Raw genomic sequence first — 24,590 nt, 5'->3', positions numbered from 1 at the left:
TCATGAAGCGTGGGGCCTTGCTTGCTGTCCTGCCGCTGGTCTTCGGAACGGCGACACTGCTCACCCAGTCACCAGCCTCCCGGCCGGCACCGTCGACCACTCCGATCGGGACCGTGCAGGTCGAGTCGAAGGGGACGCCCAGCAAGAGCGACGGTGACCTGTGGCCGTCCTGCTGGGCCAAGAACGACAAGCTGTACGCCGCCAACGGTGACGGCAAGGGCTTCAGCGTCGACGGTGACTTCGCCGACGTCGCGGTCAGCGAGATCACCGGTACGCCGGGAAACTTGTCCGGGGCAACGATCTCGAAAGGCGACCAAGTCGGCCAGATCTGGAGCGGCGGCGGGTACAACCGGAAGCCGACCGGGATGGTGTGCGTCGGGGACACGCTGTACCTGGCCGTGCAGGACCTCGCGCTCGACTTCAACGACGTACCGGCCGCGACGATCCTGAAGTCGACCGACCACGGGCGGACCTGGACCTGGGACAAGTCCAAGCCGATGTTCTCCGACCACGTGTTCACGACGATCTGGTTCGCGGACTTCGGCCGCGGTGGAGCGCTGGCGCCGGACGCGTACGTCTACGCCTACGGGCTGGACGGGAACTGGCGGGACTCGTTCGACGACACGGTCGCCGATCCGCAGTCGGTGTACCTGGCACGGGTGCCGCGCGACGAGGTGCAGAACCGGAGCGCGTGGAAGTTCTACACCGGGTCCGGGTGGTCGGCGAAGCTCGTGGACCGCAAGCCGGTGCTAACCGACACGCGACGGTTGTACGCGCAGACGTACGGAACGAATGCCTCGAACCTGAGCGTGATCAGCCAGGGCGGCGTCACGTACCTGCCGGCGCAGAAGCGATATGTCTACACGTCGTGGACGGAGTACACGTTCGAGTTCTACGAGTCGCCGACGCCGTGGGGACCGTGGAAGCACTTCCTGTCCAAGGACTTCGGCGGGTATCCGTGGTCGACGTCGAAGTACGGCGGGTACGCCGTGACGATTCCGTCGAAGTTCGTCCAGCCGGACGGTCGGACGATGTACCTCCAGGCGAACGTGTGCCCGTGCGGTGGCGGCGGGATCGGTACGTCGGTGTACAACTTCAACCTGCGCAAACTGGTACTGACCCCGTCGGTCGACACGCCTGCTTCGAACCTGCCGGGGCCGGACAACCTGGCTGCGTCGTCCACGGGTGCGGTGGCGATCTCCAAGTCGTCGCAGTCCGGGAGCCTCGCGCTGATGAACGACGGGTCGAAGACGGGCAGCGAGTCCGACTTCGACGACGAGGTGAAGGGTGCTTCGTGGTGGGGGTACGAATGGCCGGCACGGCACAAGGTGAACAACGTCGAGTTCACGTCGGGCGCGGTGTCCGCGGAGGGCGGGTACTTCACCGGACGGCCGCGGGTGCAGGTTCGCCGCGACGGGCAGTGGGTCGAGGTCGGATCGCAGACGGTGTCGCCTGCGTATCCGGGTGCTGCGTCGGCGGGAGCGAACACGACGTACACGATCACGTTCCCGACGCAGGAAACCGATGGCGTACGGGTGATCGGGCTGCCGGGTGGGACGCGTTCGTACACGACGGTCTCGGAGCTGGCGGTGCGGTTCGTGGCGCAGCTCGCGGACGGTGGCTTCGAAGGGACCGGCGGCGGGAAGCCGGCGTGGTTGTTCGAAGGTACTGCGGCCAACGGCGTCGACCGCGGCCTGGGCTTCGCGCACTCCGGAGCCAACAACGGCTGGATCCGCTGCACCTGCACGGGCTTCAGCGACCTCTACCAGAACGTGCCGGTGGTACCAGGTACGACGTACACCTTCGGCTCCTGGATCAACGCCTCCGCCAACCTCCCCGCAAACCAGGGCCGCTTCGGCGTCCGCAACGGCACCACAGACCTCGCCAGCACCACCTTCGGCGCCGGCACCGGCTACGTCCACCACGAAGTCACGGTGACAGTCCCAGCCGGCGTCCACGAACTAACGGTTTACGCCGGCTTCAACGCCCCCAACAAAGACACCTGGATCCAGCTCGACGACTTCACAGTCAACTAGGGCCAGGGGAGCAGTTCGGGGGTTGAGCCGGTGATCGGGCCGGGGGCTGGGCGGCCGGCGTACCAGGCGGTTAGGTCTGTCAGGGCGCCGGCCAGCTCTACCTCCTCGCCCGTGCCGTTCTCCCAGGTGGTGGTGGGTGATTGGAGGATCAGGTGGATGTTGTCGGGGGTGCGGGGGCGGAGGAAGTCCAGGAGGTGTAGGCAGAAGTCTTCGGACCAGGTTGCTGGGTTGATGCCCAGATTGAGGTCTGAGGTGTGGATGGTGAGTTCTCGCCAGGTTGCCTGGAGGCCGGCGGCGAGGTTGCTGTTGCGGTGGAGGATGGGGAGGGGCCAGTCCGTCGGGCCGACCTTCTCCCAGGAGGTCATCAGGGTGGTGACTGCCTGGGTCAGGTGGGTCTTCAGGTCGGCGGCGGGGCGGTGGGCGCCGGATTCGATGGCGGCGTCTCGGGCCGGGCGGCCGCCGTCGTAGACCTCGATCAGGCGGCCTTGGAGGGCCTCTTCGACCTGGCGGGTCATGGCTTCGGAGAAGTTCGCCAGGTGGGTGATCACGTGGCCGCGGGTCCAGCCGGGGAGGACGGAGTCGCCGCGGGCGGTGTCCTCGTCCAGCCCGGCGGTGAGCGCGAGCAACTGGTCGGCGATCGCGCGTACGTCGTTCAGGGCCACAGCAGCTCCTTCGTCCAGGTGTCATCGAGGGTGTACCGCAGCCGGAGATGCCGGCGGTTCGGGTCGGCCTGCCAGAACTCGACCTCGTCCGCGTGCAGCGTGTACAGCGTCCAGTTCGGCGCGACCAGGTCCGGCTCGAGCGTCAGGCGGTCCAGCTGTTCCTTGACCGCGGCATCGATGTCCGCGCGATCCGCGAGTACGGCGCTCTGCTTGCCGACCAGCGCCTCCGCCCGGGCCGCGGCCGGCCGTTGCAGGAAGTCGCGCTTGGATTCTTCGGGTGCCGCGGGCGCGACCCGGCCGGATACGCGGACCTGCCGGCCGAGCGGGATCCAGTAGAACGTCAGGGCCGCGTACGGCGAAGCCGCCAACTCCGAGCCCTTGCGGCTGGTCGACGTGGACGCGAACTGCCAGCCGTCGGCGGTGACGTCCTTGGATCAGCACCCGCGCGTTCGGCCGGCCGTCGGGGCGGACCGTGGAGAGCGTGGCGGCGCACGGCTCGACAACGCCGCGGTCGATCGCCGTCAGCAACCAGTCGACGAACAGCTCGTGCGGGATCCGGGGGCTCTGCGACGGATCCCAGAGCGGCGGAGTCCCGGTCAGAGTCGGTACGGCGCGGAGGCGCGTGCGGAGATCGCTCACGGGTCGAGACCCTAGAGGAGGTATTCACATGGCAGCAAGCGAATATCCCATTAGTATCGCCAGATGACCACCCTGGCTTTCGCCCTCGCGGCCACGATCAAGCACGACGGCCACGGCGGCGTCGCGGACCTCCTCTCCACCCCGGCGGAGACGGCTGCCTGGCTGACCGAAAACAATCCCCTCGTCGCCGACGTCCTGCACCCCTCGCCGGACTCGGACTCGGGGAAGCTTTTGCACCCGGATCGGGCAGAAATCCTCCCCGACGTCGACGGTTCCGGGGCGTGGCGGGAGTTGCGGCGGATGCGGGGGGCGGTACGGGCGTTGTTCGCGCGGGCGGTCGCGCCGGGGGAGCCGTCGAAGGCCGATGCGGATCGGCTGATGGAGTTTCCGGAGGCCCTGCGCAGGGTGAACGAGGCGGCGGCCAGGCTGGGAACGACCTACCTCGAGTGGGAGGACGCCCCGCGCGCCAAGTGGGCGTACCGGACCGGGGATCCGGTGGAGTTGCTGATCGGCGCGGTCGGGCGGTCGGCGATCGAGTTCATGGTCGGGCCGGACCGGCATCGGCTGAAGGCCTGCCCGGCGGCGCGGTGTGTGAAGTACTTCCTGCAGGACGATCCGCGGCAGACCTGGTGTTCGCCGTCCTGCGGGAACCGCGAACGGGTGAACCGGCACTACCGCAAGCGCACCGGCCGATAGCCTGGGCGTCATGACGATCGCGCGTTTCAAGGACCTGTGCGTGGACGTGGGCTCGCCGAGCGAGATGGCCGCGTTCTGGGGCCGGGCGCTCGGCCTGACGACACCGACCGACAATCCGAACGTGCTGGTCGGCGACGTACCCGAGAAGACCGTGTGGATGTGCAAGGTCCCGGAGCCGAAGACCGTCAAGAACCGCGTCCACCTCGACGTCGTCACCGGCGCGGTCGAGGACCTGGAACGGATGGGCGCCGCGGTCCACACCCCGGCGAGCGAGGAGCAGCGATGGACGGTGCTGACCGATCCTGAGGGCGGTGAGTTCTGCGGATTCGTCCGCGAGACGGTTCCTGCGTACCGGCTGATGGAGCTGATCGTCGACTCGGCCGACCCGGAGGCGCAGGCGCGGTGGTGGGCCGGGGTGGTGGGCGGCGACGTCAACAGCCGGCCCGGCCGTCCGTACCGCTGGCTCGAGAACGTGCCCGGGATGCCGTTCAAGTACTGGGTGTTCGTCCCCGTACCAGAGCCGAAGACGGTCAAGAACCGCGTGCACTGGGACGTCACCGCCTCCGCCCTGCAGCCGGTCCTCGACGCGGGTGCGACACTGCTGCGACCCAAGGACGACGAGATCGGCTGGCACGTCTGCGCCGACCCCGAAGGCAACGAGTTCTGCGTGTTCCTGCCCCCGGAGGCCTCATGAAGCTGGATCTGACCGCGTCGGCGTCCGACCTGACCGAGCAGCTCGTCAACATCTCCTCGGTGAGCGGTACCGAGGAGAAGCTCGCGGACAAGGTGGAGAAGGCGCTCTCGGCGTACCCGCACCTGAAGGTGTTCCGGCACGGCAACACCGTCGTCGCGCGCACCGATCTCGGGTGTGCCGAGCGGGTCGTGCTGGCCGGTCACCTCGACACGGTCCCGCTGAACGACAACCTCCCGGCCCGCCGCGCCGACGGCCTGATCCACGGCCTCGGCGCCTGCGACATGAAGGGCGGTGTGGCGGTCGCGCTCCGCCTGGCCGCGACCCTCGACGAGCCGAACCGGGACGTCACGTACGTGTTCTACGACTGCGAGGAGATCGAGGCCGAGCGCAACGGTCTGTTCAAGCTGACCCGCTCCAACCCCGAGCTGCTCGAAGGCGTGTTCGCGGTCGTGATGGAACCGTCGAACGCGGTCGTCGAGGCCGGCTGCCAGGGCACGATGCGGATCGAGGTGACCACCCGCGGCGAGCGGGCGCACTCGGCCCGCTCGTGGATGGGCAGCAACGCGATCCACGCCGCGGGCGACGTACTCGCGCGGCTCCAGGCCTACCAGCCGCGCCGGGTACCGATCGACGGGCTCGAGTACCGCGAGGGCCTGAACGCGGTCGCGATCACCGGCGGCGTCGCCGGGAACGTCGTACCGGACCTGTGCACGGTGACGATCAACTACCGGTTCGCGCCGAACCGGTCCGAGGCGGAGGCCGAGGCGCACCTGCGGGAGGTCTTCGAGGGGTACGACGTGGTCGTCACGGACTCGGCGCCCGGCGGGCTGCCCGGGCTGGAGCGGCCGGCCGCGGCGGCGTTCCTGCAGGTCGTCGGCGGGGAACCGCAGCCGAAGTTCGGGTGGACGGACGTGGCGCGGTTCACGCTGCTCGGCGTACCGGCGGTCAACTACGGGCCGGGCGACCCGCTGTACGCGCACAAGCAGGACGAGTTCGTGCCCGAGGCCGAGATCGAGCTGTGTGAACAGCGGCTGAGGACTTGGTTGACAGACCGCGCGTAAGCGGGCCCGGTTACCGCTCAGGCAATAACCTGGAAGCATGTCAGAACCATCGATCCACCCCGACCGCCCGGTCGGCCAGCAGCAGCGCGGGCCGATCGTGATGCGCCGCAAGCAGGTGCAGCACTCCACCTCCGAGCAGCGGCTGCTGGACAGCCGCGGCCCGTCGGACTGGGTGCACACGGACCCGTGGCGGGTGCTGCGGATCCAGTCGGAGTTCATCGAGGGGTTCGGCATGCTGGCCGAGCTCGGCTCGGCGATCAGCGTGTTCGGGTCCGCCCGGACCAAGGTCGACGACCCGATGTACGCGGCCGCCGAGGAGTTCGGGCGGAAGCTGGTCCAGGCGGGGTACGCCGTGATCACCGGCGGCGGGCCGGGCGTGATGGAGGCGGCGAACAAGGGCGCCTCCGAGGCCGGCGGCGTGTCGGTCGGGCTCGGCATCGAGCTGCCGTTCGAGAACGGCATGAACGACTGGGTCGACATCGGGATGAACTTCCGGTACTTCTTCACCCGCAAGACGATGTTCGTGAAGTACGCCCAGGGCTTCGTCGTGATGCCGGGCGGGTTCGGCACGCTCGACGAGCTGTTCGAGGCGCTCACGCTGGCGCAGACCCGCAAGGTGACGTCGTTCCCGGTCGTGCTGTTCGGTACGTCGTACTGGGGCGGCCTGGTCGACTGGCTGCGCACCACGATGCTCTCCGACGGCAAGATCTCCGCCGCCGACCTGGACATGTTCGTCGTCACCGACGACGTCGACGAGGCGATCAGCTACATCGTCAAGGCCGGCGAACTCGCCGACGCCGCCGCGGAGGAGGCCGCCGAGGCCGCCGCCCACGAGGCCGGGGAAGCCTCCGAAACCCGCCGCCTCGGCTCCGACGGGAGCTGAAAAGCTGGGCGTCTTCGCGGTTGACTCGGGCGGCATGGCACGATCGGACCCGTGATGTGGTTCTTCGGGCTGATCGTCGTCTTATTGATCGGGGCTGTCGCTGTCGTGGCCTCGGGTCGTTGGGGTGCCATGGGTACGGCGTACGACGACCGGCCGGACATGACGGTGCCGGCCCGGCAGGCGCTGACGTCGGTCGACATCGAGGGTGCCCGGTTCGCGGTCGGGGTGCGCGGCTACCGGATGGACGAGGTCGACACGCTGCTCGAACGGATCGCCCGCGAGGTGGCCGAACGCGACCGCCGGATCGCCGACCTGGAGCGGGCGGTCGCGCCGATCGTCGAGTCGCCCGAGGGCCACGGGTTCACCTCCGCGGCGTACGACGACGGCGAGTTCGAGGACACCGGGATGCAGCCGCCGATTCTGGTCGGCGGCGACTTCCCGGAGCCGGCAGCCGAGCCCACAGTCGAGCCCACAGTCGAGCCCACAGTCGAGCCCGCGGCCGAGCCCGCGGCCGATGAGCCGGCGGACGCTGCGGATGAGCCTGTGGACCGGAGGCACGACGAGGAGGACGCGCCGCGGACGCGGGAGTTTCCTGGGGCGATTCAGCGCGCTCAGGACGAGTACGAGCGCCTCCAGGCCGAGGCCCGCGCCGTACTCGAGGCCCGGTCCCAGCCGGTGACCCCACGCCGTACGCCGCCCCCGCCAGAGCCGGCCGAGCAGCCGCCAGCGCAGCCGACCCAGCAGCCGGCCCAGCAGCCGGCAGCGGAAGAACCCGCGCCCGCGAAGTTGACCCCCGCGCAGCAGTACGACCGCCTCCGGCTCAGCCAACCCAAGGCCGAGCAGTCGTCGCCGGACGCGCAGTGACGGTCGTCGGCCCGGACGGGCAGCCGCGCTGCGGGTGGGCGACCTCGGCGCCGGAGTACATCGAGTACCACGACAACGAGTGGGGCAAGGAGATCCGCAACGACGTCGGCCTGTTCGAACGGATGACGCTCGAGGGGTTCCAGTCGGGGCTGTCCTGGATCACGATCCTGCGCAAGCGGGAGAACTTCCGGAAGGCGTTCGCGTTCTTCGACCCCGAGGTGATCGCGGCATACGGCGACGCGGACTTCGAGCGGCTGATGGCCGACACCGGGATCGTCCGCAACCGGCTGAAGATCAACGCCACGATCGCGAACGCGCGCGCCCTGCTCGAGCTGGCCGACGGCGAGTTCACCGAGCTGCTGTGGTCGTTCCAGCCAGCCAAGCACAAGGCCCCGAAGACACTGGCCGACGTACCGGCCACGACACCCGAGTCGGTTGCCATGTCGAAGGCCCTGAAGAAGAAGGGTTTCGTCTTCGTCGGACCCACCACGGCGTACGCGTTGATGCAGGCCACGGGCATCGTGAACGACCACTTGAAGAGCTGTATCGCCCGGTAGTTCTCGTGCACGTGCATCTGCAAAAGGCAGCTGCATAAGGCTCTTTGCCGAAATCAAAAGACAAACGGCTGAACGAGTTGTGCTCCGGGCACGGAACGTGATGAGGTGTTCAGCGGGCTCCCCGACTGTCAGGTGGTTGTCCGGCCGTGACTCGCCCGGCCGGAACGCGGTCGTGGAGCCCACCAAACGTTCTACGGGTGCCTGTTCGTGCCGTCGGCGGTGAAGCTGGTCCGGAACACGTCGGTTCCGGTCAGCCCGCTCAACTGGGCGCCGTCAGTCGTGGTGGTGAGGTACAGATTCGCTTCGGCGTAAGCGTCCGCGGCGTCGTCGTCCGGCGTACCGAACTGGCGTGTCCAGGTCCGCGTGTGATCCGGTGAGTACTTCGCCAGCACGCCGTCGAACTTCCCGAGTGGCGTCTCCAGCGCGCCGTCGGTGAACCCGCCGACGTACACCGAACCGCCGGCGTCGACAGCGATCGCAGCGCCCTTGTCGTTCCCGCTCGTACCGAACTGGTCCCGCCACGTCAGGACGCCGTCCGCGTCCGCCCGAGCCACGACGATGTCCTTGTCGCCGATCAACGTCCGCGCGAAGTCGCCGGCCGTGTACCCGGTCAGGTAGACGCCACCCGCGGGATCCGCCGCGAGCCCCCACACCTCATCGGATTCGGCCGTACCGACCTGCTTGGTCCACACCGGATCACCCGCGGTCGAGTAGCGCGCCAGCAGCCCGTCGATCCCACCGGCCGAGCTCGTCATCCCACCGAGGTAGACCGAACCGCCCGACACCGCGATCGCCATGCCCTTGTCCTCGCCCGCGGTCCCGTTCTGCCGCAACCACACCTGCTTCCCGTCGGCATCGAACCGCGCGACGAACACGTCCTTGTCGCCCTGGTTCGCCCCGCCCAACGCACCTTTCGTATAACCGCCGACGTACACATCGGTCCCGTCAACCGCCAGCGAGTAGCTGCGATCCGCCACCCCGGGTACGCCGAACTGCGTGAGCCACCGCCGGTTCCCGTCCGCGTCGTACTGCGCGACGAACGCATCGTCCGTGGAGTTTCCGGCGTGTGCGCCGTCGAGATCGCCGTTGGTGTACCCGGTCACCACAACGTGCCCGTCGGCGTCGACCTGCACGCCGTACGCACGATCGGTGCCACCCGACGCGATCGAGCGTGTCCATGCCAGGGAGCCGTCCGCCGTGTACTTGTTGAGAGTCACGTCGGTCCCGGCGAGCGCCTGGTAAACGTTGCCCGAGGCATCGGTCGCGATTCCGCCGGCGCGGTCGTCGCCCGGCGTACCGGTGATGTCGGCCTGCATCGGTGTGGCCGGCGGCTTCCCGAGGTACTGGAACACGTACTTCGCGCCCTCGGCGAACGTCGGCCCCCAGACGTCCCAGTCGTGCCCGCCGTCGACGACCCGGAACTCCGACGTCAGGTTCGGCACCCGGGCCGCCTGGTTGTAGACCACGTGCGCCTCGAAGTCGAGGTCGTGCGTGGCGTCGATCGGCTTCGGGTTCTTGTACTCGTCGTCGCCGACCGCGATGTACAGGTGCGACTGCAGCCCGCTCGCCGCGAACGACTTCAGCGCCACCGGCCAGTTCAGCTTCAGGTACGTCGCCTCGACGAACGGGTCCTTGCCCTTGCCGAAGGCACCGAAATCGCGGGTGCTGGAATCGCTCGGCGGCAACGGGAAGTACACCGCCGGGCTGAGCACGATCCCGGCGCCGAACACGTCCGGGTGTGCGAGCGTGTACCGCAGCGCGCCCGCGCCGCCCATCGAGTAGCCCGCGATCGCGCGACCGGTCCGGTCGGCGATCGTCCGGTACGTCGCATCGATCTGCGGCACGAGGTCCTTGACGAACGCCGTCTCGACCGGTCGGCCCGGATCGGTCCCGGTGTAGGCCGAGTCGACGTACCAGCTCGCCCGGCTGCTCCACGGCGCGTCCGGCATGATCGCGATCGCCGGCGGGATCGCGCCGCTCCCGATCAGCTCGTCGAGCCGGCTTTTCACCTGCGTCCAGGCACTCATCGAGTCGCCCCGGCCGTGCAGCAGGTAGAGGACGGGGTAGCGGCGAGTGGACTCGTCGTACCCGGCGGGCAGGTAGACGTTGTAGTTGATGTCCTCGCCGAGCGTCGTGGAACGCACGGCGGCGGACTTGATCACCCCGGGTTCGGCCGCGGGGGCGGCGCTCGATCCGGGCACGACGAGACTCCCGACCAGCGTGGCGGCGGTCAGGGCAGGCAGCAGCAGTTTCCTCACACAGGCGTTTGTAATCGCTTACGTAAACGATTACAAGGCCTGGTTACCGCCCGTTGAAGGTCGGCTTCTGCTTCGCGACGAACGCGGCGACCGCGTTCTGGTGGTCCTCGGTGGCTCCGGTTTCCTGCATCTTGCCGGCCTCGAAGGCGAGCGATTCGGCCAGCGTGTGGCTCGCGGAGTACCCGAGCGACCGGCGTACAGCGCCGTACGCCACCGTCGGACCGGCCGCGAGTTTGAGAGCCAGTTCCCCGACCGTCTGCTCCAGGTCGGCGGCAGGGACGACCGACGACGCCAGGCCGAGGTCCAGCGCCTCGGCGGCCGGGATCGTGCGCGGGAAGTACAGCAGTTCGAGCGCCTTGGCGTGGCCGATCAGGCGGGGCAGTGTCCAGGAGATGCCGGTGTCGCAGGACAGCGCGATCCCGGTGAACGCGAGGTTGAAGCCGGCCGTGTCCGCGACCACCCGGAAGTCGCACGCGAACGCCATCGACGCGCCGGCACCGGCCGCCACGCCGTTGACCGCGGCAATGACCGGCTTCGGCATCTCGGCGAGCGCCAGCGCGATCGGCGCGTAGTGGTCCGGCACCGTGCTCCACAGCGCGGCCTGGTCGTTTGCCTGGAGCAACCCGATGTGTTCCTTCAGGTCCTGCCCGACGCAGAACGCCCGCCCGGTCCCGGTCAGCACGACCACCCGCACGGCCGGATCGTCCGCGGCTGCCTGGACGGTGTCGCGGAGCAGCACCTTGGTCGGCGTGTCGAGGGAGTTCATCGCGTCCGGCCGGTTCAGGGTGACGGTCGCGACGCCCTCGGGCGATACGGCGTACGTGACGGAATCACTCATCGTGGTCAGCTCCTTGACGGTCAGTGAGAATTTCAGTGTTGTGTCAAGCACTCGTCGACGAAACGCCCGGCCGCGGGGCCCAGTCGTTCGGCGTGGAAATCGAAGAACGCGGCGGCCTTGGTCCCCGACCAGCCGGCCGGCAGCAGCTCGTCGGGCAGCCCCGGATCGCGGAACAGGAACTTGCGCCATTCGTGCACGAGTTGGGACCGGACGGCGAACGCCTGCTCGTCGCTGGTGTCTGCCCCGGCGGCGTCGACGAGAGCCTTCGCCTCGATCAGCCAGGCGTCGTACGACGCGCCGAGTTCGTCGAGCTTCCAGACCCGCCGGGCGAACTGCGGAGCGCTCTCGTCGATCGGCGCCCGGAAGCGGTCCGCGGCGATGCCCTCGATACCGAGGATCTGGTCAACCTCGGCGTCGTTGCGCAGCCCGACCCAGGCCCCGTCGGACAGCGGAGCCCAACCCAGGAAGGAAAGTTGGCTCGCCAGCTGTTCGCGCCGGCGGGCGTTCGGGACCTCGCGGAGGATGCCCAGGTGCCAGTGCCGGTCCCAGTCGCCCGAGCCCTCCGAACCCGTTGCCACCGGCGTGCCGTCCGGCGCGGTCCGGTAGATCCGGGCGGCCGCGTCGTCGAGCCGGCGACGCGCCCGGGACGTCAGTCCGTATCCGGGCTGTCCTTCGATGCGGACCGGCTCCAGCCAGCCCTGCCGGACCATCCGCGACACCGCGGTCCGGACGGCCGGCGGATGCACGCCCAGCGGGGCGAGCAGCCGGACGAGGGCCGCGACCGGGGCCTGCGCACCGCGTGCGCGCAGGTGGTCGCCGTACAGGTCGAAAAGGGCTGAACGGGCGTGCACAAGACCCGAGTCTGCCGTATGGTGCGCGGCCTTGGCCTGAGATCGGGAATAATAGGTCCTGAGACACACCGATACACACTGCGATACGCGCCGACGGCGCATCACCGCAACGGCGCCGGCCACGGAACGCCCACGCGGTGTCGTCGCTCAACACCGACACCGGAAAGGGGTGCGCGCATGGCGGCGATGAAGCCGCGGACGGGCGATGGTCCGCTCGAGGTCACCAAGGAGGGCCGGGGGATCGTGATGCGGGTTCCGCTCGAGGGCGGCGGACGGCTCGTCGTCGAGCTGAACGCCGACGAGGCGACCGAGCTCGGCAACGCACTGAAGGCCGTCGTCGGCTGATCACAGCAGTCATTGCGACCCCGGTGGGTGCCCGTTCGCGGCACCGGCCGGGGTCGTTACGGTTTGCCTGTTCGCGAAACTGCCCTATTTGATCAAACAGTGAGGTCGTCCTAGTGGCTCGCCGCAGCAGTTCGTCTCCTTTCCCCACTCTTCCGATCGTTGCCTGGCAGCCCGGTCTGCCCGTGCACGGGTCCTCGACCTGGGTGGTCGTCGTCGGCGACGAGTTGCCGGCCGCGGCGAAGGAGGCGACCGACCGGCTCGGGGTCGACCTCGGCCGGCTGCTCGAGGTGCAGCGCGAGACCGGCTTCACGCCGGCCGCCGGCGCCACCGCGGCCTACCCGCTGCTCACCGGCGACGTGACCGAGGTGCTGCTCGTCGGTGCCGGGGACGGCAGCGCCAAGGACCTGCGACACGCCGGTGCGGCGATCGCGCGCTTCGGCCGCGGCAAGACCGAGCTCACCACCGTCGTTGCCGAGGGCATCGATGACGCGGCGCTCCAGGCGTTCGCCGAGGGCGTCGTGCTCGGCTCGTTCACGTACACGCAGAAGACCGTGGACCGCGGCTTGCCCGCGGTCGGCACGGTCACGCTGACCGACGGGTCCGACGCCGCGCGGCAGGACGTGGTCGACCGCGGCATCGTGATCGGGCGCACCGGCTGGCTGGCCCGGCAGTTCGCGATCACCCCGTCGAACGAGAAGGACCCGGCCTGGCTGGCCGCGCGCGCGACCGAGGTCGCCGCGGCGAGCGGCCTGGTGGCGACCGTGTGGGACGAGAAGAAGCTCGCCGCCGACGGGTTCGGCGGCATCCTCGCGGTCGGCAGCGGGTCGACTCGGCCGCCGCGGTTCATCCGGCTCGACTACGCCCCGGCCGGCGCGACCAAGAACACGCCGTACGTCGTGCTGGTCGGCAAGGGCATCACGTACGACACCGGCGGCCTGTCGCTGAAGCCGCGCGAGGGCATGGTGTCGATGAAGCGCGACATGACCGGCGGCGGCTCGGTGATCGCGACCATGTCGGCGCTTCGCGACCTCGACGTAAACGTCCGCGTGACCGGGCTGATCTGCGCGGCCGAGAACATGCCGTCGGGTTCGGCGTACCGCCCGGACGACGTGATCCGGCACTTCGGCGGCCGCACCACCGAAGTGAAGAACACCGACGCCGAGGGCCGGCTCGTCCTCGCCGACGGCCTCGCGTACGCCGTACAGGAACTCAAGCCGGACGTCCTGGTGGACATCGCCACGCTGACCGGCGCGATCAAGGTCTCGCTGGGCGCGATGCTCTACGGCGGTCTGTTCGCCACCGACGACGCGCTCGCGGACAACCTTGCCGACGCGGGCCGGGTGTCCGGCGAGGAGCTGTGGCGGATGCCGCTGCCGGCCGAGTACGAGGACCTGATCTCGACGCCGATCGCGGACTCCGTGAACAGCTCGAAGGGCCCCGGCTCGATCACCGCCGCCCTGTTCCTGAAGGCGTTCGCCGGCGACATCCCGTGGGCCCACCTCGACCTCTCGTCGATCGCCGAGTCCCCGTCCGACAACTTCGAGTACTCGACCGGCGCCACCGGCGCCGGCGCCCGTCTCCTCAGCACCTGGCTGGCCTCCGGCACCCCCACTTCCGGCATCGGCTGAAGGGTCAGCCGATGCCGTCGAGTTCCGCGACCGCGTCGGCAGGGAGGACCAGGTCGCGGGCGGCGACGTTCTCGCGCAGGTGCTGTACCGAGGACGTACCGGGGATGACCACGCTGGTGGCGGAGCGCTGCAGGAGCCAGGCGAGTGCTACCTGGTGTGGCGTGGCGTCCAGCCGGGCGGCGACCTTCGACAACGTCTCCGACTGCAGCGGGCTGAAGCCGCCGAGCGGGAAGAACGACGCGAACGCGATGTTGTGCTCGGCCGCGTAGTCGACGAGCGCGTCGTCGTCGCGACGGGTCAGGTTGTACTCGTTCTGGATCGAGACGATCGGCGCGATCGCCTGCGCCTCGCGGACCTGCGTCATCGTCACCGCGCTCACGCCGAGGTGCCGGATCAGGCCCTCCTGCTGGAGCTCGGCCAGCGCGGTGAAGGACCTGGCGATCGAGGTGTCGTCGAGCTGCTCGCGGGCCGCGGTCCGCAGGTTGACCACGTCGAGGACGTCCAGGCCGAGGTGTTCGAGGTTCTCGTGGACCTGCGCCTTCAGGTCGTCGGGTTCCAGCGCCGCGTCCCACGAGCCCTCGGGGCCGCGCCGGGCGCCGACCTTCGTGACCAGGTGCAGGTCGGCCGGGTACGGGTACAGCGCCTCCTTGATGAGTTCGTTGACCACGGTCGGGCCGTAGAAGTCGCTGGTGTCGATGTGCGTGATGCCCAGCTCGACGGCCTCCCGCAGTACGGCGATCGCCTGGTCACGGTCCTTCGGCGGTCCGAAGACGCCGGGGCCGGCCAGCTGCATCGCGCCGTACCCCATCCGGGTGATGGTGAGGTCGTCGGCGAGGGTGATGGTCGTGTTCGTCATGTCTCCACTGTTCGTCGGCGCGCTCCGAACAGGGAGTACCCCGTCGTTCCTGGTAGTGACAGGGCACAGGCTGTTGCGGCGTACCCGGTCTACCGTGGAGGCATGGAGAATGCGCTGGGCGACTACCTCCGGGCCAGGCGCGAGCAGGTACGGCCCGAGGACGTCGGCATCCGCAGCATCGGCCCGCGCCGGGTGCCCGGCCTGCGCCGCGAAGAGGTCGCGATGCTGGCCGGCATCAGCTCCGAGTACTACCTCCGCCTCGAGCAGGGCCGCGACCGGAACCCGTCGGCCCAGGTCCTCGACGCGCTGGCCGACGTACTGCGGCTGGACGCGGACGCCCGGAACTACCTGCTCGGTCTGTCGCAGCCCGTACGGCGCAGGTCGCAGGCGGAGCAGGCCCCGGAGAGCATCGTCGAGCTGATGAACGGGTGGCCGAACAACCCGGCGTACGTGCAGAACAAGTACACCGACGTCCTCGCGGTCAACCCGCTCTGCGAGGCGCTCTCACCGAACTACCGGGTCGGGGTCAACCTGCTGACCGCCGTGCTGCTCGATCCGCGCGAACGCGAGCTGCGCCGGGACTGGGAGGACCTGTCCGAGGAAGGGGTCGCCGCACTGCGATCCGAGCTCGGACCGAACGTCGACGACCCCCGGCTGAAAGAGCTGGTCGGAGAGCTGTCCGTTCGCAGCGAACGGTTCCGGCAACTGTGGGCGCGGCACGAGGTGCGGCCACGGCGTGGCCGCCTGAGCCGGCTCACCCATCCGGAGGTCGGGGAACTCGACCTGCGGTCGGACAAGCTGACCATCGGCGCCACCGACAACGTCACGCTGGTCGTCTTCCACGCCGTCCCCGGATCACGCGACGAGGAGTCGCTCGCGCTGCTGGGCAGTCTGATCGCCGCTCCGCGTCCTACGCGTGTTGAGCAAAGGCCTGAATGATCTTCGGGTACGCCGCGAACGCGGTCCCGGTGTGGTCGACCGCGCCCATCGAGTGCACCGTGACGTCGGCGCCTCGACGCCGGAGAGAGGCTGCGCACGAGTCGGCGTTGGCTGCGGTCACGTCGGTGTCCTTCGTGCCGCTGTAGAGATGGACCGGTACACGCGGTGTCCAGTCCTGGCAGATCTGGTCGGCGGTCTGGAGCGCGTTCAGGAGGCGTCCGGTCGGGTGCTGCAGCAGCGCGGCGAACTGCGGCGTGAACAGCTTGTCAGGGGAGTCCGGCAGGGCTTTGACGATCTCCTCGTCGGTGTGCGATCCGTCGTACAAGCCCTCCACGGTGGAGGCGTACGGCGCTCGGAACGCCTCGCGCGGGTCGTCGTTCAGGCCGACCGTCCGGTTCCAGGCCGTGACGAGGTAGCCGAGGTAGTACGTCGCCGTCGGCGGGATCACCCGGCCGTCGAAGGCAGCCGGCAGTTCCTCGCCGAGCAGGTCGTACGGGCCGGCGACGGCCTGCAGTGCACCCAGCCGGAACGGTCCGACCTCGCCGCGGCTGAGCGCACGCCCGAATGCGAGCGAGGCTCGGCCGCCCTGCGAGAACCCGGTGACCAGGACGTCCCGCTTGAAGGCCACGCCGTGCTGCTTGGCGAACGTGTGGGCGGCCAGCAGGAGGTCTGCGGAGGCGGAGGTCTCGGTCTTCGTGTCGACGTACGGATGCGGACCCGGCCCCAGCCCGAGCCCGAGGTAGTCCGGCGCGACCCCGACCAGCCCCTGCCCCGCGAACAAGGCCGTGACCAGCCGATCCGTCGACGTGTCGTCCACCGAGGCCGCGGCCGCCTTGGTGGCGTTGGTCCCGTGCAGGTACTCCGCCACGGTCAGTGCGCCACGGCGGCCTCCGGGGAGTACGACGATGCCGCTGGCCGTCGTCGGTCGGCCGTGGGTGTTGATGGTGCGGTAGATCAGCCGGTACGCCGTGACGCCGTACTCCGACCTCGGGGTGCCGGGAAAGTCTGCTGCTGCCGCGTCCAGCTGAGCGGCTGTCAGGTGGGCGACCGGGGTTGCCGAGACGAGCTGCCCGCGCAGCCTACGACTGTGGAATGGGAAGGTTCGTTGACCGCCGAGAATGCTGCAGTCGGGTAGGCGAGCAGGGCGGCGGTTGCGAGCGTGGCGGCGATGGGTTTGGTCAGGCGTGAAGTCATGGGCCAAGCCAACCGCCGCGCGACCCCTCGGCTGAATGGTGTGAAGTCCCTGGTTCGGGTGGGGTTTTGCCTACCCGCGGAGGGCGTTGTACAGCTCGACGGTGCGTTGTGCGACGGCGTCCCAGCCGAACTCGGAGACCGCGCGCGCCCGGCCCGCTTTGCCCATCGCCTCGGCGCGCGCCGGGTCGTCGACCAGGGCGTTGATCCCGTCGGCGAGGCCGCGTTCGAACGTGTCGGTGTCGTTCTCGTCGTACGGCACGAGGATCCCGGTGACGCCGTCGTCCACGACCTCGGGGATGCCGCCGACCGCGCTCGCGACGACCGCGGTCTCGCAGGCCATCGCCTCCAGGTTGACGATGCCGAGCGGCTCGTAGATCGACGGGCAGCAGAACGCCAGCGCGTGTGTGAGGACCTGGCGGACGTCCTCGCGCGGCAGCATCTCCGAAACCACGAACACACCGTCACGCGCCATCCGCAGGTCCTCGATCAGCGCGTCGGTCTCCGCCTTCAGCTCGACCGTGTCGGCGGCGCCGGCGAGCAGCACGAGCTGCACCGACGGATCCAGCCGCAGGCCCGCGCGGAGCAGGTGCGGGACGCCCTTCTGCCGGGTGATGCGGCCGACGAACGTCACGTACGGCCGGTTCAGGTCGACGCCGAGCCGCTCGAGCACCTGCGTCGACGGGTCCGGGTGGTAGAAGTCGGCATCGATCCCGTTCGAGATCACGTGCACCCGCGCCGGGTCGATCGACGGGTAGCAGTCGAGTACGTCGTCCCGCATCCCGCGACTGACCGCGACGACCGCGTCCGCTGCCTCGTACGCGGTCCGCTCCGCCCAGCTGGACAGCCGGTACCCGCCGCCGAGCTGCTCGGCCTTCCACGGGCGCCGCGGTTCCAGGGAGTGGGCGGTGACCACATGCGGTACGTCGTACAGCAGCTTCGCCCAGTGGCCGGCCATGTTCGCGTACCAGGTGTGCGAGTGCACGAGGTCCGCGTCGCCGACCGTCGCGGTCATGGTCAGGTCGGTCGACAGGATGCGCAGCGCGGCGTTCGCGTTCGGGATCCGCGGGTCGTCCTCGGAGTGCGCGGTCGCGCCCTGGCGCGGCTCGCCCATGCAGTGCACGTCCACGTCGATCAGCCGGCGCAGCTCACGGACCAGGAAGTCCACGTGCACCCCCGCCCCGCCGTACACGTCCGGAGGAAACTCACGCGTCAGAATGGCGACCTTCATAAGCTCCGACCCTAGGTCATTACTCGACGTGTGTCGGCACCCAGAAGCGCAGCTTTCCGTGTCGTTCGTCTTCCAGTTCGCCACCAGCTGCCTCGATCACCTTGCGCGATCCGGTGTTGTCCACGTCGCAGGTGACCAGCGCCGGGTCGATGCCGAGGGCGGCGGCGATCGGGAGCGACTGGGCGAGCATCTGGGTCGCGTACCCCTTCCGGCGCGCGGACGGGCGGACGCAGTACCCGATGTGGCCGCCGACCTCGGTGAGCGCGGGCGTCAGGTGGTGCCGGATCGAGAGCCGGCCGAGGAATTCCACCCCGTCGACGAACCACAGCACGGTCTGGTGCACGAGCCCGGCGGCCAATTCGGTGTCCGGCTCGGCCTCCAGCCGGATCGCGGCGACCAGCCGGGCGAACTCGGCCGGGTCCGCGGCCTGGTCGCGGGTCCATTCCTCCTCGGTACCCACGATCGACCGCGCGCCCATCCAGCGCTCATGATCCGGACCGAGCTCGTCCCAGGCCGCGAGAAACGAACGGTGAACGGCAACAGTCGGAACGACGAGGATCGGCATCCTCCCAGTGTCGCGACACGAGCAAGCGCTTATGCAAGTGAGCTCCCGGCGTTAAGGTGCCGACATGGCAAAGGCGCCCAGTGTTCTCGGAATCGTGCTGGCCGGTGGTGAGGGGAAGCGGCTGATGCCGCTGACGGCGGACCGGGCCAAACCGGCCGTGCCGTTCGGCGGCAGTTACCGCCTCATCGACTTCGTGCTGTCGAATTTGGTCAACGCGGGCTATCGAAATCTCTGCGTACTGACCCAGTACAAGTCGCACTCGCTCGACCGGCACGTCACGCTGACCTGGCGGATGTCGACCTTCCTCGGCAACTACGTGACCTGTGTCCCGGCGCAGCAGCGGCTCGGCCCGCAGTGGTATCAAGGCAGCGCGGACGCGATCTACCAGTCGATGAACCTGATCAACGACGCGGACCCGGAGTACATCGTGGTCTTCGGCGCCGACCACGTGTACCGGATGGACGCGTCCCAGATGGTCGCCGCGCACATCGAGCGCGGCAACGGGGTGACCGTGGCCGGCATCCGGGTACCGCGGGTCGAGGCGACCGAGTTCGGCGTGATCAAGACCGGCGCGGACGGGCACGTGATCGAGGAGTTCCTGGAGAAGCCGGCCGACCCGCCCGGGCTGCCGGACTCGCCGGACGAGACGTTCGCGTCGATGGGCAACTACGTCTTCACCCGCGACGTGCTGGTCGAGGCGCTGCGCAAGGACGCCGCCAACCCGGCGTCGCGGCACGACATGGGCGGCGACATCGTCCCGATGCTCGTTGCCGAGGGCAAGGCCGGCGTCTACGACTTCCAGGAGAACGACGTACCGGGCGCGCTCGACCGGGACCGCTCGTACTGGCGCGACGTCGGTTCGCTGGACTCCTACCACGAGGCACACATGGACCTGGTGTCGATCCAGCCGGTCTTCAACCTCTACAACAACGACTGGCCGATCTTCACCTCGCACCCGCAGCTGCCCGGCGCGAAGTTCACCGACAACGCGACCGTCGGCGAGTCGATCGTCTGTCAGGGCTCGATCGTGTCCGGTGCCTGCGTCGACCACTCGGTGCTCGGCTCCAACGTGGTGGTCAGCTCGGGCGCGACCATCGAGCGCTCGGTGATCATGGACAACTGCAAGATCGGCCGTGACGTCGTGCTGAAGAACGTGATCCTGGACAAGAACATCGTGGTCCCGGACGGTACCGAGATCGGCGTCGACCCGGACTTCGACCGGCAGCGCGGGTTCACGGTCTCCAAGGGTGGCGTCACGGTGCTCGGCAAGGGGCAGGTGATCCCGTCAGCCGTGGCCCCGGCCGCTACCGCTCCGGCCGACTCGGAGGTTGCTGAGGCGTGACGCTGTCCGAGGCGGGTGCGCTGGAGCTCGATGCGGCCGACCCGGGGCATCGGGAGCTGTTCGACGTACCGCCGGCGCAGGGTGGTGAGTACCCCGAGGTCGCGTACTTCGCCGGGAACTCGCTCGGGCTGCGCCCGAAGGCGACCCGGACCGAGTTGCTCGAGGACCTGGACGCGTGGGCCGCGCTCGGCGTCGAGGGGCACCTGGACGCTGCGCGGCCGTGGCTGCCGTACCACGAACTGCTGACCGGTCCCGCGGCGCGGCTGGTCGGCGCGCTGCCGAGCGAGACGGTCGTGATGAACTCGCTGACCGTCAACCTGCACCTGCTGATGGTGTCGTTCTACCGTCCGACACGGTCGCGGCACCGGATCGTGATCGAGGACGCGGCGTTCCCGTCGGACAGTTACGCCGTCCGGTCGCAGGTCCGGTTCCACGGGTACGACCCGGACGACGCGGTGATCCGGTTGCGGCAGCGACCGGGGGAGGACTGTCTGCGGACGGCGGATGTCGTCGAGCAGCTCGGCGCGGACGTGGCGCTGGTCCTGCTCGGCGGCGTGAACTACCTGACCGGCGAGTTGATGGACATCCCCACGATCACGAAGGCCGGGCATGCGGCCGGTGCGGTGGTCGGGTGGGATCTCGCGCACGCGGCCGGGAACGTGCCGTTGGCGCTGCACGAGTGGGAGGTGGACTTCGCGGCGTGGTGCTCGTACAAGTACCTGAACTCCGGGCCGGGGGCGCTCGCCGGTGCGTTCGTGCACGAGCGGCATCTGGGTGGGGAGCTGCCGCGGTTCGAGGGCTGGTGGAGTACGGAGGCGTCGACGCGGTTCGAGATGACGCCGGAGTCGCGGCCGCCCGCGACCGCGGACGCGTGGCAGGTGTCCAATCCGCCGATCTTCTCGATGAGCCCGGTGCGGACGTCGCTGGAGCTGTTCGACAAGATCGGTATCGGCGCACTGCGGGAACGGAGTCTGCGGTTGACCGCATTCCTGGACGGGTTGCTCGATGGCTTCGACGTGATCACGCCGCGTGATCCGGCCCGGCGGGGTGCGCAGTTGTCGGTGCGGGTGCCGGGTGGCGCGGGTGAGTTGTCGCGGCGGCTGCGGTTCGGGTACGGCGTGATCGCGGACGCGCGGGAGCCCGACGTACTGCGGCTCGCGCCGGTGCCGTTGTACTCGACGTACCACGACTGCTGGCGGGCCGCTGCTGCCCTGACCGAGGTGATGGGATGAAGGTCGCGATCGTCGGCGCCGGGCTGACCGGGTCGCTGCTCGCCTGTTTCCTCGCGCGGCGTGGGTTGTCGGTGACGCTGTACGAGCGGCGCGCCGACCCGCGGGTGGCCGAGGTGGAGCGCGGGCGGTCGATCAACCTGGCGATCTCCGAACGCGGGCTGGACGCGCTGCGGCGGATCGGTCTGGTCGATCAGGTGATGGCGGACGCACTGCCGATGAAGGGGCGGATGATCCACCCGATCGCGGGCGAGCTGGACTTCCAGGCGTACTCGGCGTCCGGGGACCGGGCGATCAACTCGATCAGCCGAGGCGCGCTGAACAACGCCTTGTTGTCAGCGGCAACGGCTGCTCCTGGTGTGACGGTGTCGTTCGAGCATCGCCTCGTCGAGCTGGATTCCGCGGCGGGGCAGCTGGTGTTCGCGACGCCGGCCGGGAAGGTGTCGGCGTCGGCCGATGTGGTGCTGGGCGCCGACGGTGCGGGGTCCGCCGTACGTGAGCAGATGCTTGCCGAGGGCATCGTTGCGGAGAACGTCGAGTTTCTGGACTACGGGTACAAGGAGCTGTCGATCCCTGCGGTCGCGGGGGAGTTCGCGCTGGATCCGGGCGCGTTGCACATCTGGCCGCGCGGTACGTCGATGATGATCGCGCTGCCGAATCCTGATCGGTCGTTCACCTGTACGTTGTTCTGGCCGGCCGGATCGTTCGACGCGCTGACGACGGCGGACGGCATCTCGGCGCACTTCCGGGAGAACTATCCCGATCTGTTGCCGCTGGCACCCAATCTGGTGGACGACTACCTGAACAATCCCGTCGGTGTGCTCGGCACCGTCCACACTCTCCCGTGGCAGGCCCACGGTCGCACTGCTCTGCTGGGTGACGCGGCCCACGCGATCGTCCCGTTCTACGGCCAGGGCGCGAACTGCGCCTTCGAAGACGTGGTGGAGCTGGACCGCTGCCTGGACGACACCGGCGGCTCGTGGTCCCGCGCCCTCCCGCTCTTCGAAGCCCGCCGCCGCGAAAACACCGAAGCAATCGCCGAAATGGCCCTCGCCAACTTCGTCGAAATGCGAGACAAGGTAGCCTCCCCCGTCTTCCGCCTCCAAAAACAGTTGGAGCACACCCTCGAACGCTTACTCCCGGGCAAATACGTCTCCCGCTACGAACTCGTCTCCTTCACCACCACCCCCTACGCCCAAATCCAACACCGAGTCCACCGCCAACAGCAGGTGCTCGCCGCGGGGGCTCTGGCAGCTGTCGGCGCCCTCATAACCCTCAAGCGCACGAGGAAACGCCGATGACACTCTGGTCGCCCGAGCTGCTGACCGGGCAGCCCTCGTCGGTGGGGTTGTTGCGGCACTTCGTGGGTGGCGAGTTTGTGGAGAGTGCGGCGCGGTTTGTGAAGGTTTCGCCGGTGACGGGGGAGCAGATCTTCGACGTGTGTGAGGCCGACGAGGCGACTGTGGATGCGGCGGTGGCGGCGGCTCGGGCGGCTTTGAAGGGCCCGTGGGGACGGATGAGCGAGCAGCAGCGGGCCGCCGTACTGCGGCGAGTGGCGGAGGGGCTCGAGCGACGGTTCGAGGATCTGGTGGCCGCGGAGGTGGGCGACACCGGGAAGTCGATCAGCCAGGCGCGGACGCTCGACATCCCGCGCGGTGCGGCGAACTTCCGCGCGTTCGCCGACTTCGCGACGACCGTGCCAACCGAGTCGTACACCACCGTGCTCCCGGACGGGCGGCGCGCGCTCAACTACGCCGTACGGAAACCCGTCGGCGTCGTAGCGATCGTCGTACCGTGGAATCTCCCGCTGCTGTTGCTCACCTGGAAGGTCGCACCGGCGCTTGCCTGTGGCAACACAGTCGTCGTGAAACCGTCCGAGGAAACCCCGTCCTCGGCAACCGTGCTCGCCGAAGTGATGGCGGAGGCCGGCGTACCCGACGGCGTCTTCAACCTCGTCCACGGCTTCGGCCCCTCGTCCGCGGGCGAGTACCTGACCCGCCACCCCGGCGTCGACGCGATCACCTTCACCGGCGAATCAGCCACCGGTACGGCGATCGCGAAGGTCGCCGCGGACCGCGTCAAGGCGGTGTCCTTCGAACTCGGCGGCAAGAACGCCGGCCTGGTCTTCGCCGACGCCTCCCTCGACGACGCGATCGAAGGCTCGATCCGCTCGACCTTCACCAACGGAGGTCAGGTCTGCCTCTGCACCGAACGCCTGTACGTGCAGCGACCGGTGTTCGACGAGTTCTGCACGCGGTTGGCGCAGCGCGCGGCCGAGCTGACGTACGGCTGGCCCGCCGACGAGGCGACCACGAACATGCCGCTGATCTCCGAACAACACCGCGACAAGGTCCTCTCGTACTACGATCTCGCCCGGGCTGAGGGCGCCGACGTCATCACCGGCGGCGGCGTACCCACCTTCGGGGACGCCCGCGACGGCGGCAACTACATCCAGCCGACAGTCGTCACCGGTCTCCCCGCCGATGCCCGTACCAACCGCGAAGAGATCTTCGGCCCGATCTGCCACATCGCCCCGTTCGACACCGAAGAAGAAGCGTTCGCCCTCGCCAACGACTCCGACTACGGCCTGGCAGCAACCGTCTGGACCCGAGACGTAGGCCGCGCCCACCGAGCCGGCGCCGCCCTCGACGTAGGCCTCTGCTGGATCAACACCTGGTTCCTCCGCGACCTCCGCACCCCCTTCGGCGGAGTAAAACTCTCCGGCATAGGCCGAGAAGGCGGCCGCCACTCCACCGACTTCTACACCGAAACCACAAACATCTGCGTGGAGCTCTCATGACCCTCGTGCCTGGAAAAGCGGTGCCGCGCGGGCGGTTTCCGCATGTGCAGGTTCGGGGTGGGTTTGCGTTTGTTTCGGGGACGTCGAGTCGGCGGGCGGACAACTCGATCGCGGGGGCTTCGGTGGATGCGATGGGTACCGTCGAGCTCGACATTCGGGTGCAGACGCGGGCGGTGCTCGAGAACATCCGGGACATCCTCGGTGCGGTGGGGGCGGGGCTCGAGGATCTGGTGAGTGTGACTGCGTACCTGGTGTCGATGAACGACTTCGGGGGGTACAACGAGGTGTACGGCGAATTCTTCGACGAGTCCGGGCCGGCCCGGACCACCGTCGCGGTGCATCAGCTGCCGCATCCCCAGCTGCTGATCGAGATATCCGCTATCGCGGCCGTCCCACAAGGATACGGCCCGCGCAAGGAGGAGTAG

At 69.1% G+C, this 24,590-nt stretch carries 24 protein-coding genes and 1 pseudogene; 15 read left to right on the top strand and 10 right to left on the bottom strand.

What is annotated here, in order from left to right:
- Window positions 1-2: 2 nt before the first annotated feature.
- Entirely contained in the window at window positions 3-2,036 is a 2,034-nt protein-coding gene (locus FB475_RS07175; protein WP_141853689.1) for a DUF4185 domain-containing protein, read from the top strand.
- On the opposite strand, the gene FB475_RS07170 is transcribed toward FB475_RS07175, so the two are convergent.
- The 3 genes and pseudogenes from FB475_RS07170 to FB475_RS38520 all read right to left on the bottom strand — a co-directional run.
- Window positions 2,033-2,698 (bottom strand): maleylpyruvate isomerase family mycothiol-dependent enzyme, encoded by a 666-nt coding sequence (locus tag FB475_RS07170; protein ID WP_141853687.1) that lies wholly within the window; start codon window positions 2,696-2,698, stop codon window positions 2,033-2,035. The genes FB475_RS07175 and FB475_RS07170 overlap by 4 nt on opposite strands.
- Window positions 2,689-2,796 (bottom strand): pyridoxine 5'-phosphate oxidase C-terminal domain-containing protein, encoded by a 108-nt coding sequence (locus FB475_RS38335; protein WP_272952078.1) that lies wholly within the window; start codon window positions 2,794-2,796, stop codon window positions 2,689-2,691. Before FB475_RS38335 ends, FB475_RS07170 begins: the two co-directional genes overlap by 10 nt.
- 75 nt (window positions 2,797-2,871) lie before the next feature.
- Window positions 2,872-3,099 (bottom strand): annotated as a pseudogene (locus FB475_RS38520) (pyridoxamine 5'-phosphate oxidase family protein); the annotation flags it as partial.
- Between the two features lie 301 nt (window positions 3,100-3,400).
- Between FB475_RS38520 and FB475_RS07160 the strand changes: the two are divergent.
- Genes FB475_RS07160 through FB475_RS07135 form a run of 6 tightly spaced genes read left to right on the top strand, consistent with a single transcriptional unit; the run spans window position 3,401 to window position 8,092 of the window.
- On the top strand, window positions 3,401-4,033 hold the full coding sequence (locus FB475_RS07160) for a CGNR zinc finger domain-containing protein (RefSeq protein ID WP_141853685.1): 633 nt from the start codon (window positions 3,401-3,403) through the stop codon (window positions 4,031-4,033).
- Between the two features lie 10 nt (window positions 4,034-4,043).
- A complete protein-coding gene (locus FB475_RS07155) occupies window positions 4,044-4,727 on the top strand; it encodes a VOC family protein (RefSeq protein ID WP_141853683.1) in 684 nt (227 codons plus the stop codon).
- Window positions 4,724-5,788, top strand: a complete 1,065-nt coding sequence (gene dapE, locus FB475_RS07150; RefSeq protein ID WP_141853677.1) for a succinyl-diaminopimelate desuccinylase — start codon at window positions 4,724-4,726, stop codon at window positions 5,786-5,788. The genes FB475_RS07155 and dapE overlap by 4 nt, the downstream gene beginning before the upstream one ends.
- A gap of 37 nt (window positions 5,789-5,825) precedes the next feature.
- On the top strand, window positions 5,826-6,671 hold the full coding sequence (locus tag FB475_RS07145; RefSeq protein WP_141853675.1) for an LOG family protein: 846 nt from the start codon (window positions 5,826-5,828) through the stop codon (window positions 6,669-6,671).
- 54 nt (window positions 6,672-6,725) lie between these two features.
- Window positions 6,726-7,535: a DivIVA domain-containing protein gene (locus FB475_RS07140; protein WP_272952077.1), complete on the top strand. Its 810-nt coding sequence runs from the start codon at window positions 6,726-6,728 to the stop codon at window positions 7,533-7,535.
- On the top strand, window positions 7,532-8,092 hold the full coding sequence (locus FB475_RS07135; RefSeq protein WP_141853671.1) for a DNA-3-methyladenine glycosylase I: 561 nt from the start codon (window positions 7,532-7,534) through the stop codon (window positions 8,090-8,092). The genes FB475_RS07140 and FB475_RS07135 overlap by 4 nt, the downstream gene beginning before the upstream one ends.
- 191 nt (window positions 8,093-8,283) lie before the next feature.
- Here the strand turns inward: FB475_RS07135 and FB475_RS07130 are convergent, their stop codons facing one another.
- Genes FB475_RS07130 through FB475_RS07120 form a run of 3 tightly spaced genes read right to left on the bottom strand, consistent with a single transcriptional unit; the run spans window position 8,284 to window position 12,039 of the window.
- Complete coding sequence (locus FB475_RS07130; RefSeq protein WP_141853669.1) at window positions 8,284-10,350, bottom strand: alpha/beta hydrolase-fold protein; 2,067 nt, start codon at window positions 10,348-10,350, stop codon at window positions 8,284-8,286.
- A gap of 43 nt (window positions 10,351-10,393) precedes the next feature.
- On the bottom strand, window positions 10,394-11,188 hold the full coding sequence (locus FB475_RS07125) for an enoyl-CoA hydratase/isomerase family protein (RefSeq protein WP_141853667.1): 795 nt from the start codon (window positions 11,186-11,188) through the stop codon (window positions 10,394-10,396).
- A gap of 32 nt (window positions 11,189-11,220) precedes the next feature.
- Window positions 11,221-12,039: a PaaX family transcriptional regulator gene (locus FB475_RS07120; protein ID WP_141853666.1), complete on the bottom strand. Its 819-nt coding sequence runs from the start codon at window positions 12,037-12,039 to the stop codon at window positions 11,221-11,223.
- 177 nt (window positions 12,040-12,216) lie between these two features.
- On the opposite strand from FB475_RS07120, the gene FB475_RS07115 reads away from it, so the two are divergent.
- Both FB475_RS07115 and FB475_RS07110 read left to right on the top strand, forming a co-directional pair.
- A complete protein-coding gene (locus FB475_RS07115) occupies window positions 12,217-12,384 on the top strand; it encodes a DUF3117 domain-containing protein (protein ID WP_012923066.1) in 168 nt (55 codons plus the stop codon).
- A gap of 182 nt (window positions 12,385-12,566) precedes the next feature.
- Window positions 12,567-14,012, top strand: coding sequence for a leucyl aminopeptidase family protein (locus FB475_RS07110; protein ID WP_238332005.1), 1,446 nt, complete (start codon window positions 12,567-12,569; stop codon window positions 14,010-14,012).
- A 4-nt stretch (window positions 14,013-14,016) separates the two neighbouring features.
- On the opposite strand, the gene FB475_RS07105 is transcribed toward FB475_RS07110, so the two are convergent.
- Complete coding sequence (locus tag FB475_RS07105) at window positions 14,017-14,868, bottom strand: oxidoreductase (protein ID WP_141853662.1); 852 nt, start codon at window positions 14,866-14,868, stop codon at window positions 14,017-14,019.
- 102 nt (window positions 14,869-14,970) lie between these two features.
- Here FB475_RS07105 and FB475_RS07100 point away from each other — a divergent pair, with 102 nt between their 5' ends.
- The gene (locus FB475_RS07100; protein ID WP_141853660.1) at window positions 14,971-15,807 is read left to right on the top strand and encodes a helix-turn-helix domain-containing protein; all 837 of its coding nucleotides are present in this window, start codon (window positions 14,971-14,973) and stop codon (window positions 15,805-15,807) included.
- Here the strand turns inward: FB475_RS07100 and FB475_RS07095 are convergent.
- The 3 genes from FB475_RS07095 to FB475_RS07085 all read right to left on the bottom strand — a co-directional run bounded on the left by FB475_RS07095 (window position 15,779) and on the right by FB475_RS07085 (window position 18,794).
- Complete coding sequence (locus FB475_RS07095; RefSeq protein ID WP_141853659.1) at window positions 15,779-17,008, bottom strand: dienelactone hydrolase family protein; 1,230 nt, start codon at window positions 17,006-17,008, stop codon at window positions 15,779-15,781. The two genes, FB475_RS07100 and FB475_RS07095, sit on opposite strands and share 29 nt — an antisense overlap.
- Window positions 17,009-17,071: 63 nt before the next feature.
- Complete coding sequence (gene glgA, locus FB475_RS07090) at window positions 17,072-18,229, bottom strand: glycogen synthase (RefSeq protein ID WP_141853657.1); 1,158 nt, start codon at window positions 18,227-18,229, stop codon at window positions 17,072-17,074.
- Window positions 18,230-18,248: 19 nt separating this feature from the next.
- Window positions 18,249-18,794, bottom strand: coding sequence for a GNAT family N-acetyltransferase (locus tag FB475_RS07085; RefSeq protein WP_141853655.1), 546 nt, complete (start codon window positions 18,792-18,794; stop codon window positions 18,249-18,251).
- A 64-nt stretch (window positions 18,795-18,858) separates the two neighbouring features.
- Here FB475_RS07085 and glgC point away from each other — a divergent pair, with 64 nt between their 5' ends.
- The 5 genes from glgC to FB475_RS07060 are packed head-to-tail and all read left to right on the top strand — an operon-like array spanning window position 18,859 to window position 24,590.
- Window positions 18,859-20,136 carry a glucose-1-phosphate adenylyltransferase gene (gene glgC, locus FB475_RS07080; protein WP_141853653.1) on the top strand — a complete coding sequence of 426 codons (1,278 nt, stop codon included), beginning with the start codon at window positions 18,859-18,861 and terminating at the stop codon, window positions 20,134-20,136.
- Entirely contained in the window at window positions 20,133-21,368 is a 1,236-nt protein-coding gene (kynU, locus tag FB475_RS07075) for a kynureninase (RefSeq protein ID WP_141853651.1), read from the top strand. The genes glgC and kynU overlap by 4 nt, the downstream gene beginning before the upstream one ends.
- The gene (locus FB475_RS07070; RefSeq protein ID WP_141853648.1) at window positions 21,365-22,666 is read left to right on the top strand and encodes an FAD-dependent oxidoreductase; all 1,302 of its coding nucleotides are present in this window, start codon (window positions 21,365-21,367) and stop codon (window positions 22,664-22,666) included. Before kynU ends, FB475_RS07070 begins: the two co-directional genes overlap by 4 nt.
- Window positions 22,663-24,165 carry a 2-hydroxymuconic semialdehyde dehydrogenase gene (locus FB475_RS07065; protein ID WP_141853646.1) on the top strand — a complete coding sequence of 501 codons (1,503 nt, stop codon included), beginning with the start codon at window positions 22,663-22,665 and terminating at the stop codon, window positions 24,163-24,165. The genes FB475_RS07070 and FB475_RS07065 overlap by 4 nt, the downstream gene beginning before the upstream one ends.
- A complete protein-coding gene (locus FB475_RS07060; protein WP_141853644.1) occupies window positions 24,162-24,590 on the top strand; it encodes a RidA family protein in 429 nt (142 codons plus the stop codon). Before FB475_RS07065 ends, FB475_RS07060 begins: the two co-directional genes overlap by 4 nt.

The organism is Kribbella jejuensis (assembly GCF_006715085.1).
GTDB classification, from domain to species: Bacteria; Actinomycetota; Actinomycetes; order Propionibacteriales; family Kribbellaceae; genus Kribbella; species Kribbella jejuensis.
This window is presented reverse-complemented; position numbering and strand designations above follow the sequence as displayed.